The sequence below is a fragment of the Ruegeria sp. SAZA006 genome (assembly GCF_059613465.1).
Genome location: NZ_JBXWSO010000003.1, coordinates 334,880 through 347,002, shown reverse-complemented (window position 1 = coordinate 347,002; position 12,123 = coordinate 334,880). Strand labels below are relative to the sequence as shown.

General features: G+C 61.0%; 12 protein-coding genes. 8 read left to right on the top strand and 4 right to left on the bottom strand.

Translation table 11 applies throughout. The features are described from left to right. Nucleotides 1-370 precede the first annotated feature (370 nt). Nucleotides 371-658, bottom strand: coding sequence for a hypothetical protein (locus AC2FNZ_RS02690; protein ID WP_170589195.1), 288 nt, complete (start codon nt 656-658; stop codon nt 371-373). 82 nt (nt 659-740) lie between these two features. On the opposite strand from AC2FNZ_RS02690, the gene mgtE reads away from it, so the two are divergent. From mgtE to AC2FNZ_RS02670, 4 genes are read left to right on the top strand one after another with little or no spacing between them, the layout of a single operon-like run. Continuing rightward, complete coding sequence (gene mgtE, locus AC2FNZ_RS02685; RefSeq protein WP_496839440.1) at nt 741-2,114, top strand: magnesium transporter; 1,374 nt, start codon at nt 741-743, stop codon at nt 2,112-2,114. A 2-nt stretch (nt 2,115-2,116) separates the two neighbouring features. After that, nucleotides 2,117-2,602, top strand: coding sequence for an ATP-dependent zinc protease family protein (locus tag AC2FNZ_RS02680; protein ID WP_170391681.1), 486 nt, complete (start codon nt 2,117-2,119; stop codon nt 2,600-2,602). Further along, nucleotides 2,599-3,504, top strand: coding sequence for a 30S ribosomal protein S6--L-glutamate ligase (gene rimK, locus AC2FNZ_RS02675; RefSeq protein WP_093963715.1), 906 nt, complete (start codon nt 2,599-2,601; stop codon nt 3,502-3,504). The genes AC2FNZ_RS02680 and rimK overlap by 4 nt, the downstream gene beginning before the upstream one ends. A 4-nt stretch (nt 3,505-3,508) precedes the next feature. Beyond that, complete coding sequence (locus tag AC2FNZ_RS02670) at nt 3,509-4,552, top strand: succinylglutamate desuccinylase/aspartoacylase family protein (RefSeq protein ID WP_093963714.1); 1,044 nt, start codon at nt 3,509-3,511, stop codon at nt 4,550-4,552. A 64-nt stretch (nt 4,553-4,616) separates the two neighbouring features. Here the strand turns inward: AC2FNZ_RS02670 and AC2FNZ_RS02665 are convergent, their stop codons facing one another. The 3 genes from AC2FNZ_RS02665 to AC2FNZ_RS02655 are packed head-to-tail and all read right to left on the bottom strand — an operon-like array spanning nt 4,617 to nt 7,644. After that, nucleotides 4,617-5,762, bottom strand: a complete 1,146-nt coding sequence (locus tag AC2FNZ_RS02665) for an ABC transporter permease (RefSeq protein WP_496832255.1) — start codon at nt 5,760-5,762, stop codon at nt 4,617-4,619. Next, the gene (locus tag AC2FNZ_RS02660) at nt 5,759-6,685 is read right to left on the bottom strand and encodes an ABC transporter ATP-binding protein (RefSeq protein ID WP_496839438.1); all 927 of its coding nucleotides are present in this window, start codon (nt 6,683-6,685) and stop codon (nt 5,759-5,761) included. The genes AC2FNZ_RS02665 and AC2FNZ_RS02660 overlap by 4 nt, the downstream gene beginning before the upstream one ends. Beyond that, nucleotides 6,682-7,644, bottom strand: coding sequence for an HlyD family secretion protein (locus tag AC2FNZ_RS02655; RefSeq protein ID WP_496832253.1), 963 nt, complete (start codon nt 7,642-7,644; stop codon nt 6,682-6,684). The genes AC2FNZ_RS02660 and AC2FNZ_RS02655 overlap by 4 nt, the downstream gene beginning before the upstream one ends. Before the next feature lie 300 nt (nt 7,645-7,944). Here AC2FNZ_RS02655 and iolG point away from each other — a divergent pair, with 300 nt between their 5' ends. The 4 genes from iolG (at nt 7,945) to AC2FNZ_RS02635 (ending at nt 11,993) form a co-directional block, all read left to right on the top strand. Beyond that, nucleotides 7,945-8,958 (top strand): inositol 2-dehydrogenase, encoded by a 1,014-nt coding sequence (gene iolG / locus AC2FNZ_RS02650; protein WP_496839437.1) that lies wholly within the window; start codon nt 7,945-7,947, stop codon nt 8,956-8,958. Between the two features lie 122 nt (nt 8,959-9,080). Next, a complete protein-coding gene (locus AC2FNZ_RS02645; RefSeq protein ID WP_093963710.1) occupies nt 9,081-10,001 on the top strand; it encodes a sugar ABC transporter substrate-binding protein in 921 nt (306 codons plus the stop codon). A gap of 62 nt (nt 10,002-10,063) precedes the next feature. Further along, entirely contained in the window at nt 10,064-11,170 is a 1,107-nt protein-coding gene (locus tag AC2FNZ_RS02640; RefSeq protein ID WP_170342564.1) for an ABC transporter permease, read from the top strand. A gap of 1 nt (nt 11,171) precedes the next feature. After that, the gene (locus AC2FNZ_RS02635) at nt 11,172-11,993 is read left to right on the top strand and encodes an ATP-binding cassette domain-containing protein (RefSeq protein ID WP_093963708.1); all 822 of its coding nucleotides are present in this window, start codon (nt 11,172-11,174) and stop codon (nt 11,991-11,993) included. Nucleotides 11,994-12,123: the final 130 nt, after the last annotated feature.

Here is a 12,123-nt window from a genome sequence, read left to right as displayed (position 1 = left end):
GCGGGATGGAGCAGCCCGGTAGCTCGTCAGGCTCATAACCTGAAGGTCGCAGGTTCAAATCCTGCTCCCGCAACCAAACTCAAAAAATCAAACTACAGCACGAAAACCCAAACGGCCAACGGGAATGAAGTAAGATATGCGCGTAGTCAACGCGCGAAAAGTGCAGCGCGCCGCCGAAGAAATCTTAGAATTTTTCGAAACCCTCGTCAGCTCCGCGGCTCTTGGCACACCCGTCACGGTAACCAAAAAATCGGTGTCTGCCCTCGGAACGGGACAGTCCGATCACAAGCCGATGGGTGAAAGTAGACCCTGATGATCTGTCGCTATCGGCAGCCGATCCGCCGGATAGACCGATTGCTAGGACCGGGACTCAGCTAGTGCCTTCCGTGTGGGCCAGCATTTCCTTGCCGACCCGCCGATAGTTCACGAAGGAATTGGCGCTCATGACGACAAAGAAGCTGTCCATATCAATCATGACATAGCCCATTTCCAGAAGTTCGCGTGTCAGAGCCGTGATGTCCTCCTGGTACAGCCTTCTCCGGCCACAAAGTTCACGCAGCAGCTTCTGCGGAATGCGATACCGGCCCGAGGCCTTTCCTCCGAATTCCCGGGTATAGAGCCCGGCCAGGGTTTCTGCGGCATTCGTGAAGTCAGACATTCTATATCTCATATAATTTTGTCTATAGACAAAAATTTATCACCTATTTAAAGGAAAGACAACCCAATTGAATGGCTAAGTCATGGACGGAAACGTAGACATTCCCTCAACCGACGAAGAGCTTTCGCTTCGGATCAAGGAAGCGGTCGAGCAGTCCAATGCGTCGGAGCTTGAGGCGCTTCTGGAACCGCTGACCAGCAGCGAAGCCCTGCGCGAAGTTCTTCAGCTGACACCGGCTGAGCGCGATACCGTTCTGGAGATCGTGCCCGTTGGGCTTGCCGCGGAACTGGTCGAAGAAGCGCCAAACGAGATGGCTGTCGAGCTTGTGGAACGCCTCAAGCCCGAGCGTGCTGCCGAGATCATCGAACAGCTGGATTCGGACATTCAGGCCGACGTTATCGGCGAGTTGGATACGCCGGATGCCGAGGCTATCCTGTCCGAAATGGACGCCGAAGAGGCTGCGGATGTCCGCCTGCTCAGCACGTTCGAGGATGACACCGCCGGCGGTCTGATGATGACCGAGGTGTTCAAGTTCCGCGACACGCAGACCGTTGGCAATGTCCTGCGCGAACTTGCTTCGGACGACGAGGATTTTGAAAGGTACCGCGGGCAGCACCCCTATATTGTCGATTCCGAGGGGCGCGCCGTTGGCGTGGTATCGCTGCGCAGCCTGCTGACCGCCAAGCGCAGCGAAAAGCTGACAAGCATCATGGTTCAACCTCTGACCGTGACCGTGGACACCCCTTTGGAACAGCTGGAAGACGTGTTCAACGATCACCCTTTCCTGGGGGTGCCGGTGGTTTATGCCGACGGAGTCCTGGCGGGTGTCGTGTCCCGAACGGCGGTGGCAGAAGCCATCTTGGAACGCTCGGAAAGTGAAAGCCTCAAACGTCAGGGTGTGGTCGGCGACGAGTTGCGCTCGATGCCTTTGTCGGTGCGGTCCCGTCGCCGACTGGCCTGGCTTGCGGCCAACATCGTACTCAACATCATCGCTGCCAGCGTGATCTCGGCCTACGAAGAAACACTGGCCGCCGTGATTGCGCTGGCCATCTTCCTGCCGATGGTATCTGACATGAGCGGCTGTTCCGGCAACCAGGCCGTTGGCGTCACCATGCGCGAATTGAGCTTGGGATTGGTGCGGCCGCAAGATGCCGTGCGGGTCTGGATCAAGGAGATTTCGGTCGGGGTCATCAATGGGATCGCGCTGGGTATTCTGATCGGGCTGGTCGCGTGGTTTTGGAAAGGCAATCCTGCCCTGGGTCTGGTGATTGGTACTGCGCTGGCACTCAACACGATGCTGGCGGTATCCATCGGCGGTATTGTCCCTTTGCTGCTGAAGCGGATCGGACAGGACCCGGCCGCCGCAAGTGGCCCGCTGTTGACCACGATTACGGACATGGCCGGTTTCTTCTTCGTGCTGAGCCTTGCAACCCTTATGATGCCCTGGCTGGTGTGATCATGGCAAACGTATCGGACAAGGGTCAGCCGCAGATGCCGAAAGTCATTGGTTGGATGGAATATATCGACCTTCCCGACCTGCCATTGAAAGACATCAAGGCCAAGATCGACACCGGCGCCCGCACGTCAGCGCTGCATGCAACCGACATTCGGCGGTTTCAACGGGACGGACATCACTGGGTGTCCTTCCTGACGGAGGTGCCGGGCGGAGAAGGCATGATCCGTATCGAGGCTCCGATCAAGGAACGGCGCAACATCAAGAACACCAGCGGAATTCCTGAAAACAGGATCGTCATCCGAACCACCATCCGGTTGGGCGACGAAACCTGGCCGCTGGACCTGTCTCTGACCGATCGCACGAACATGACCTTTCAGATGATCGTGGGCCGGGCAGCTCTGAAGAACCACGCAATCGCCGTTCACACCAAGCGCGCGCATCTTTTGCGCGGCAAACCAAAACACCAGGACAAAGGGGATTTGTCATGAAGATTGCCATGCTGGCGCGCAATGCCAACCTGTACACGCACCGCCGCCTCAAGGAAGCGGCCGAGGAGCGTGGGCATCAGCTCGACATCATCGACACCCTGCGGTGCTACATGAACATCGCAACCCGTCGCCCCGAGATCTATTACAACGGCGAAAAGCTGACGGGGTATGACGCGGTGATTCCGCGGATCGGTGCCTCGGTCACTTTCTACGGAACCGCAGTGCTGCGTCAGTTCGAAATGATGGGTGTCTACCCGTTGAACGAAAGCGTCGCCATCGGCCGGTCGCGCGACAAGCTGCGGTCGATGCAGTTGCTGGCCCGCGACGGTGTCGGCCTGCCCGTCACAACCTTTGCCCACGACCCCAAACAGACCGACGAGGTGCTGAGACTGGCCGGTGGCGCGCCCATCGTCATCAAGCTGCTGGAAGGGACGCAAGGCATCGGTGTGGTTCTGGCCGATACGGACCGGTCCGCCAAATCGGTTGTCGAGGCGTTCCGCGGTGCGGGTGTGAATATCCTGCTGCAGGAGTTCATCAAGGAAGCCGGCGGAACCGACATTCGGGCCATCGTGGTGGGCGGCAAGGTTGTCGCTGCGATGAAACGCACCGGCGCCGAGGGCGATTTCCGCTCGAACCTGCATCGCGGGGGTTCGGCCAAGGTGGTCAAACTGACACCGGAAGAGCGTGCAACGGCCGTTCGCGCGGCCAAGTCGATGGGCCTGAATGCCTGCGGCGTCGACATGCTGCGCGCCAATCACGGCGCTGTGGTGATGGAGGTCAATTCCTCACCGGGTCTGGAGGGCGTGGAAAAAGCCACGGGTCTGGATATTGCCGGAAAGATGATCGAGTTCCTGGAAAAGAACGCAAAAGCCGGAGCCACCAAGACCAAGGGCAAAGGGTAACGGCATGGCAAAGCGGCAGCCATTCACGATCGGCCACGCCACGGTGGCGCCGGGATCGCGGCTTACCGTGGATCTGCCGGTCAGCGTTCTGTCGGACCATACCCCGGTGACCATGTCCGCGCATGTGGTGCATGGCCGACAGGACGGGCCCACCGTTTTTGTCAGCGGTGGGGTGCATGGTGATGAGGTGATCGGCGTCGAGATCATTCGCCGTCTGTTGCGTGCGCCCAACCTGGCGACATTGAAAGGCACGCTGATCGCGGTGCCGATCGTGAATGCGTTCGGCTTCATCAACCATTCCCGCTATCTGCCCGACCGTCGCGACCTGAACCGGGTGTTTCCCGGCAGCGAGAACGGGTCGCTGGCCTCGCGGCTGGCGCATCTGTTCATGACCGAAATCGTCGCCCGCTCGGATCTGGGGATCGATCTGCATTCGGCGGCGATACATCGCACGAACTATCCGCAGATCCGGATCTCGCCCCACAACCCTCGGACGAAGGAACTGGCCAGCGTTTTCGGAGCACCGATCGTCATCCAATCGCCCCTGCGCGACGGATCATTGCGTGGCGCGGCGAAGGCGCAGGGTAAAGATATCCTGTTGTACGAAGCGGGCGAGGGTCTTCGCCTGGATGAACTGTCGATCCGCGCGGGCCTTGCGGGCATTCTGCGGGTACTGAGGCACATGGGGATGGTTCCCGCCAAGCGGATCTCCAAGCCCAAAGCGGCACCGCAGTTCTGTTCGTCCAGCAAGTGGTTGCGCGCCCCGATGGGCGGAATCCTCCGGATCTATAAAGCGGACGGTGAATTGGTTCGCAAAGGTGATCTGTTGGGTGCCGTATCGGACCCGTTCGGCGAAGCCAGCGAGGACATCATCGCTCCGTTCGACGGCTTGATCGTCGGGCGTGCGGTCATGCCTGTGGTGAATGAGGGCGATGCCGTTTTTCACCTGGGGCGGGTCGGGTCCGTGGAAAAGGCCGAAGACTCGATGGAAGACATCAACGCGCAGCTGGAAGATGATCCCATGTTCGACGAGGACGAGATCATCTGAACGGTCCGACACGGATAGGAGACTGGCAATCCAGACACTTGGGGCGGCCTTGGTCGCCCCTCTATTATCCCAGGCGTTTCTTGAACCTGAGCGTCGCAGCCAGCATCCCAAGGACGGCAAACCCGATCATCCACAGGATGTCACCGCGCAGAGCGTAAAGCGTTGCATCCCGCAGAACCACGCCGCGGATCATGTCCATGAAATGGGTGGCCGGCAGCACTTGGGCGATCACCTGAACCGGCTTGGGCATCCCGTCGAACGGGAACATGAATCCCGACATCAGGATCGAGGGCAGCAGAACGAAAATCGTCATCTGCATGGACTGCAGCTGGTTCTGGGCCAGTGTCGAGATCACTAGGCCAAGCGACAGGCTGGCGATGATGAACAGAAGCGTTACCACCAGCAGCGGGATCATCCCTCCGTTTATGGGGACGTCGAACAGGAAATGTCCCAGCCCGAGGATGATCGCGACCTGCAGCAAGCCCAAGAAGATGTAGGGAATGATCTTGCCGATCATCAGTTCGATGGATTTGACCGGGGTGTTGATCAGCATCTCCATGTTCCCCCGCTCGCGCTCTCGGACAATGGCGGCCGAGGTGAACAGGATCATGGTCATGGTCAGGATGACACCCACAAGCCCGGGCACGATGTTCACCGCCGATCGTTGCTCGGGATTGAAATACAGCGTGACCTCGAAGGTCGGGACCTGACGGTTTGGCGGCTGTCGCAGCAATTCGGTCAGTGGCATGCTGCGCAGGGATTTGATGGCGCTGGCCACCATGGTGTCCGACCCGTCCACGATCCAATGAGCCAAGGGGCGGCTGGATGTCTGGTTGGTGGCGTTGGGCAGGCCCAATCCGATGGACGGGCTTCGGGCAAGCCGGTCATCGACGTCGGGCGGAATGATGAACGCGGCACGCACGGTGGACTCGGTGATCGCCTGTTCGGCTTCTTCCGGGGTCGAGAAGACCTCGGTGATGGTCACGACCTGCGTGGCTTGAACGATCTGAGCCAAGGTCCGGGACAGCGACGAATCGGCCTGATCCACGATCCCGACCGGTATATGGCGGATGTTGGTGTTGATTGCGTATCCGAACAACAGCAGCTGGATCAGCGGGATCATGACGACCATGGCAAAGGTCATCCGGTCGCGCCGCAGTTGCAGCAGCTCTTTCTTGAGAACGGCAGTGATGCGGCGGAGCGGTTTCATTGGGCGGGCCCCTTCGTCGCGCTGACGAACACGTCTTCCAGATTGGGGCGCTGCACCGACATCGTCACGTTGGAAAAGTCCGAAAGGCGCGACGTGATCATCGCCATCGGTTCGGTTTCCGACTTGTCCACCAGAACGCGCAATCGGGCACCCACCTGCGCCGTCGACAGCACCTTGGGCGTGTCGTCCAGAAGGTGTTTGACCTGCCGCAGACCCTCGCCTTCGACCTCGATCACGGTGGCGTTCAGGTCTTCCATCAGTTGCCGGGGCGATCCATCCGCCTTTTTCACCCCATGCTCGAGAATGGCCAGCTTGTGACACCGTTCCGCCTCGTCCATGAAATGCGTGGACACGATCATCGTCGCGCCCTGATCGACCAAGTCGAACAGCTGTTCCCAGAAAGACCGGCGGGTTTCGGGGTCGACGGCCGATGTCGGCTCGTCCAGAAACAACAGCTTGGGGCCGTGCAGCACCGTGGCCGCCAGCGCCAGTTTCTGCCGCTGCCCGCCGCTCATGCTGCCGCTCAGTTGATTGGCGTTTTCGGTCAGGTCGTAGGTTGTCAGCAGTTCGTCGATCCGGTCGGCAGATTTGCGGCGCGGCATCCCATAGATCTCGGCGGCAAAGCGCAGGTTCTCAAGCACCGTCATGTCGCGGTAATACGAAAAGATCTGGGTCATGTATCCGATTTCATTCTTCAGCGGTTCGGCGTATTGCGGCATCGGCCGGCCCAGCACCGAGACGGATCCGCTGCTGGGCGTCAGCAGTCCGGTCAGCATTCGCATCGTCGTTGTCTTGCCGCAGCCGTTCGGGCCCAGAAACCCATAGATCTGACCCTGGCGTATCTCCAGGTTCAGGTTGCTGACGGCTGTCTTCTCTTTGAACCGGCGCGTCAGACCCTGGGTCGAGACCACCAGATCGCTCATGGCATCTTCACCTGAACGGGAACGCCCGCGGGCAGATCTCGGGCGGTTTCCGGCAGGTCGATTTCTGCCAGATAGACCAACCGCGTCCGATCATCCGTGTTCAACCCGTAGTAGGGGGTGAAGGACGGGTCGTCGCTGACCCATCGCACGGTGCCCGTCAGAGGTTGGTCCAGCCCATCGATCCGAACCTCGAGAGAGTCTCCGGGCGCGATGTCCACCCGGCTGGGTTCGGGGACATAGACGCGGGCGTAAGGGGCCGCGCCGGACACCAGCACCGCGACCGGGCTGCCCTGGGCGACCCGTTCCCCCAGGTTCCAGGGTAGGGAATCCAGGATGCCGTCCCGTGTCGCAACAACCGTTAGGTCATCAAGAACGGTCTGCTCGGCGGCAACCGCCGCTTCAGCCGCGCGCACATTGGCCCGGGCCACCGACAGATCTTCGGGGCGGGTTCCGTTTTCCAGTTCTTTCAGGGACTCCCGAGCGCTTTCCAGTGCCGCCCGAGCGGAATCGCGTGCGGCAATATCCTGGTCCAGGCGCGCCTGGCTGACGACCGAGTTGACGACCAACTGGGAATTTCTCTGATACACGGCCTCTGCGTCCAGCAGACGCGCCTCGGCGCCGGCGACGTTGGCGCGCGCGATCGCAATCTCTTCCACGCGCGGGCCGACTTCCAGTTTCAGCAGCGTGGCCTGCGATTTTTCCAGTTCCGCTTGCGCGAGGTTCAGCTTCGCGGTCTGCAGATCCGTGTCGAACCTGACCAGCACGTCGCCGACCTTGACCGGAGACCCTTCTGCAACAGGCAGTTCCACGATGATCTCATTGGCCGTCGCCGTCAGCGCCACCCGGTCCCGCGCCAGAACTCCCAGCGCGGTGCCGGTGTTCTGGCCCGAACATCGGTCCAGCAACGCAGCAGGGAAAATGGCCATGACCAGCAGCGGAATCGGCAGGGACAAATTCATCAAATCATCGTCTCCTTGGTCGGGGCGGTTTGGTATCGGTGTCAATTTCTGCCCCGGCTCAAAGGTTTAACAGACGACGGAGAAATCACAAAAGCCGAACCGAATGGGCCAATACCAAGCCATCCAAGGACGCCCAGGCAGCAAATTCAAAGGATTGGCCCCGCCCACGAACGGCTGAGTGCCGTCCTGACCGCGTTGCAGTGTTGGGCCAGAACACGGGCGCGCACAGGCCGCAAATAATCCTTGCAACCGGTTGCAAAAAAGAACATGCTCCCGCCAGAAATATACCCAGAGGTCACAATGCTCAGAATCGGATTGCTTGGAGCAGGGCGCATCGGAACCGTCCACGCGCAAGCCATTTCGGACCACCCGGACAGCACGCTTGTTGCGGTTTCGGACGCAATGGCAGACGCCGCTGCACGTCTGGCGCAAGCTCATGGTGCTGTGGCGCGCACGTCGGAGGACATCATCGCCGACCCGGATATCGACGCGGTGCTGATCGCCACGCCGACGGATACGCATTCGGACCTAATCGAGGCGGCGACGGCCGCGCGCAAGGCCGTTCTGTGCGAAAAGCCGGTCGATCTGGACCTGAACCGCGCCCTGGCCTGCCAGCAAGCCGTGGCAGGTACCGGTCAACCGGTCATGATCGGGTTCAACCGGCGTTTCGATCCGGGCTTCGCCGCGTTGAGAACCGCTGTTCAGTCTGGCGAGATCGGAAGCCCGGAATTGCTGTCGATCACCTCGTTTGATCCGGCCCCGCCCCCGATTTCCTATGTGAAAGTCTCGGGAGGATTATTTCGGGACATGACGATACATGATTTCGACCTCGCCAATTTCATCATGGGTGACGTACCAGTCACTGTTTCGGCCGTCGGCACATCGACCGTGGACCCGGCCATCGCCGAGGCGGGGGATGTGGACACAGCCGTCGTCACCATGACCTACAAGGATGGTCGGATCGCCGTCATCAAGAATTCTCGCCGGGCCGTATACGGCTATGATCAACGGGTCGAGGTGTTGGGGTCCGGCGGGTTGCTGCAGGCGCGCAACGTGCTCGAGAACAACCTGGTGAAATCCACGGCCGATGGCGTGATCAGTGCCAAGCCGACCTACTTCTTCCTCGAACGCTACATGCCTGCCTATCGGGCGGAATGGGATGCGTTCGTGACTGCGGTCAAGACCGGATCCGCTGTGCCGGTGACGCTGGAAGACGGCGTCGCAGCGCTGGCGCTGGCCGAAGCTGCGACCCGGTCGGCCCGGACGGGTATTCCGGTAAAGCTGGAGGAAATTTTGAAACCGGTTGCAAAATGACGTGAAGTATTGAAACTGAAACGGCCCCGATGCGTATCGGTGCGACAGAGATTCGGCCTTGCCGGATGAATGGGTCCAGGACCCGGACAAGACAAAAATCTGTCCTAGTGGGAGGAAACGTAATGAACAAATTTTTCAAAGGTGCTTTGGCCGCCGGCGCGCTGGCGCTGGCCACTCCGGCCTTTGCGCAGGACATCGTCGTGGTATCGCACGGCCAGGCCAATGACGCGTTCTGGAATGTGGTCAAGAACGGGGTCGAGCAGGCCGGCACGGATATGGGCGTGAACGTCGAATACCGCGCGCCCGAAACCTTCGACATGGTTGCCATGTCGCAGCTGATCGACGCCGCCGTGAACCAGGAGCCCGACGGGCTGATCGTCTCGATCCCTGACGCCGACGCGCTTGGCCCCTCGATCGAACGCGCGGTTGCCGCGGGTATCCCGGTGATCTCGATGAACTCGGGCTCGGACGTGTCCAAGGAGCTGGGCGCGGCGCTGCATGTCGGTCAGGATGAATTCGACGCCGGCAAGGCCGCCGGTGAGAAGCTGGCCGAAATGGGCGGCAAGAATGCGATCTGTGTGAACCACGAGGTCGGCAATGTCGCGCTGGACCTGCGCTGTGCGGGCTTTGCTGAAGGCTTTGGCGGCAATGTGACCGTTCTGCCGACGTCCAACGACCCGTCCGAGATCGAGTCGAAAGTGTCGGCGGCTCTGGCTTCGGATGAAAGCGTCGATACCGTAATGGCGCTCGGTGCAAGCTCGGCCGGTGAGCCCACCGTGGCCGCCGTCAAAGGGTCGGGGCGCGATGTGAACGTGGCCTCGTTCGACCTGTCGGCCAACTTCCTGCAGTCGATCGTCGATGGTGACGCGGCCTTTGCGGTGGACCAGCAGCAGTATCTGCAAGGTTATCTGCCGGTCGTGTTCATGGCGCTGAACGCCAAGTACGGCCTGATGCCGGGCGGCAACGTGCCCTCGGGTCCGAACCTGATCACCGCCGACAAGGCCGGTCAGGTGGTCGAGCTGTCCGCTCAGGGCATCCGCTGATACCGGCGGGCTGAAAATCGGGGCGGCGTCAGGGCGCCGCCCCTGCCAAACGGGAGGAAACCATGACCGAGTCTGCACAAGTGGCGGTGGACGAACGGATCAAGAAGGAACCGTTCCTGACCAAGCTGATGAAGCGGCCCGAACTGGGGGCCATCGCAGGGGCGATCCTTGTCTTCATCTTCTTCGCCATCACGGCCGATGAATCGATGTTCACGCTTGCCGGCATCATGAACTTCATGACCCCGGCCGCCCAACTGGGTATTCTGGCCATCGGCGCGGCGCTGCTGATGATCGGGGGCGAGTTTGACCTGTCGATCGGCTCCATGGTGGCCTTTGCCGGCCTGTTCTTCGGGGTCTGCGTGGTGACCTGGCAGCTGCCCTTGGTGGCCGCGATTCCGATGACCTTTGTCTTTGCGGCCTTTGTCGGGGCAATCAACGGCACCATCGTCATCCGCTCGGGTCTGCCGTCCTTCATCGTGACGCTGGCGTTTCTGTTCATCCTGCGCGGCCTGTCCCTGGTGGGGCTCAAGGCGGCCACCGGCGGGTCGACCCAGCTGCGCGGCGTGCGCGATCAGGTCGAAAATGACTGGCTCGCGCCGTTCTTTTCTGGCGAAGCCTTCGGCAGCCTGTTCAGCTGGCTGGCCGAAAAGGGCTTGATCGACACGTTCAAAAGCGGCGCGCCCAAAGTGCCGGGTGTCCCGGTTGAAATTCTTTGGTTCGTGGCCTTCGCAATCGCCGCCACCTATGTTCTGCTGCGCACCCCGGCCGGCAACTGGATCTTCGCCTCGGGCGGCGACCGGGTTGCGGCGTCGAACTCGGGCGTACCGGTGAACCGGGTCAAGATATCCCTGTTCATGCTGACCGCCTGCTGTGCCGCGCTGGTGGCGATCATCACCGTGATAGACGCAGGCTCGACCGACGCGCGGCGCGGCTTCCAGAAGGAGTTCGAGGCGATCATCGCCGCAGTGATCGGCGGCTGTTTGCTGACCGGCGGGTATGGCTCCGCCATCGGGGCATTCTTCGGGGCGATCATCTTTGGCATGGTGGTCATCGGCCTGACCTATACCGATTTCGATCAGGACTGGTTCCAGGTGTTCCTGGGGGCGATGCTGCTGATCGCCGTTCTGTTCAACAACGCGATCCGCAAACGCGTAACCGGGGAGCGCTGACATGACCGAAGATACCAAGTTCCATCACGGCGATGCGGTCAAAGACGTGGCCCCAGTCGTCGAAATGAAAGAGATCGAAAAGCATTTCGGCAACATCATCGCGTTGGCGGGCGTCAGTTTCGACGTCAAGCCGGGTGAATGCCACTGCCTGCTGGGTGACAACGGGGCGGGCAAATCGACCTTCATCAAGACGATGTCGGGGGTGCACAAACCCACCAAGGGCGAGATCTATTTCGAAGGTCAGCCGATGTCCTTCGACACGCCCCGCGACGCGATGGAGGCGGGCATCGCCACCGTGTTCCAGGACCTGGCGATGATCCCGCTGATGAGCGTCACCCGCAATTTCTTCATGGGGCGCGAGCCGACCAAGGGGAAAGGCCTGCTGAAACGGTTCGACATCGAGCACGCCAACGAAGTCTGCATGGAAGAAATGCGCAAGATGGGCATCAACCTGCGCGGCCCCGATCAGGCGGTGGGCACCTTGTCGGGGGGTGAGCGTCAGACCGTGGCGATTGCCCGCGCGGTCTATTTCGGCGCCAAGATCCTGATCCTGGACGAACCGACCTCGGCGCTGGGCGTGCGGCAGACATCGAACGTGCTGGCCACCATCGACAAGGTGCGCCACCAGGGCATCGGCGTGGTCTTCATCAGCCACAACGTCCGGCACGCACTGGCCGTGGGCGACCGGTTCACGGTTCTGAACCGCGGCAAGACGCTGGGCACCGCCCGGCGCGGCGAGATCTCGCCCGAAGAGCTGCAGGACATGATGGCCGGCGGGCAGGAGATGGCCGAGCTGGAAGGGTCGCTGGGCGGTACCGTCTGAAGGTTTCTCCCCGGTGTCCCGCATCATGCGGGGCACCAAAATCACCAGGGTCCGGCAGGCCGGGCCACCCGGTCCGGGTGGTGGGCGTGTCGGATCCTTTCACGACAGAATGATTGCAACGGATTGCCCA

Bases quoted from the DNA above. Each gene is read 5' to 3' on its own strand.
- AC2FNZ_RS02690 (WP_170589195.1), bottom strand. From the start codon at position 658: ATGTCTGACTTCACGAATGCCGCAGAAACCCTGGCCGGGCTCTATACC.
- mgtE (WP_496839440.1), top strand. From the start codon at position 741: ATGGACGGAAACGTAGACATTCCCTCAACCGACGAAGAGCTTTCGCTT.
- AC2FNZ_RS02680 (WP_170391681.1), top strand. From the start codon at position 2,117: ATGGCAAACGTATCGGACAAGGGTCAGCCGCAGATGCCGAAAGTCATT.
- rimK (WP_093963715.1), top strand. From the start codon at position 2,599: ATGAAGATTGCCATGCTGGCGCGCAATGCCAACCTGTACACGCACCGC.
- AC2FNZ_RS02670 (WP_093963714.1), top strand. From the start codon at position 3,509: ATGGCAAAGCGGCAGCCATTCACGATCGGCCACGCCACGGTGGCGCCG.
- AC2FNZ_RS02665 (WP_496832255.1), bottom strand. From the start codon at position 5,762: ATGAAACCGCTCCGCCGCATCACTGCCGTTCTCAAGAAAGAGCTGCTG.
- AC2FNZ_RS02660 (WP_496839438.1), bottom strand. From the start codon at position 6,685: ATGAGCGATCTGGTGGTCTCGACCCAGGGTCTGACGCGCCGGTTCAAA.
- AC2FNZ_RS02655 (WP_496832253.1), bottom strand. From the start codon at position 7,644: ATGAATTTGTCCCTGCCGATTCCGCTGCTGGTCATGGCCATTTTCCCT.
- iolG (WP_496839437.1), top strand. From the start codon at position 7,945: ATGCTCAGAATCGGATTGCTTGGAGCAGGGCGCATCGGAACCGTCCAC.
- AC2FNZ_RS02645 (WP_093963710.1), top strand. From the start codon at position 9,081: ATGAACAAATTTTTCAAAGGTGCTTTGGCCGCCGGCGCGCTGGCGCTG.
- AC2FNZ_RS02640 (WP_170342564.1), top strand. From the start codon at position 10,064: ATGACCGAGTCTGCACAAGTGGCGGTGGACGAACGGATCAAGAAGGAA.
- AC2FNZ_RS02635 (WP_093963708.1), top strand. From the start codon at position 11,172: ATGACCGAAGATACCAAGTTCCATCACGGCGATGCGGTCAAAGACGTG.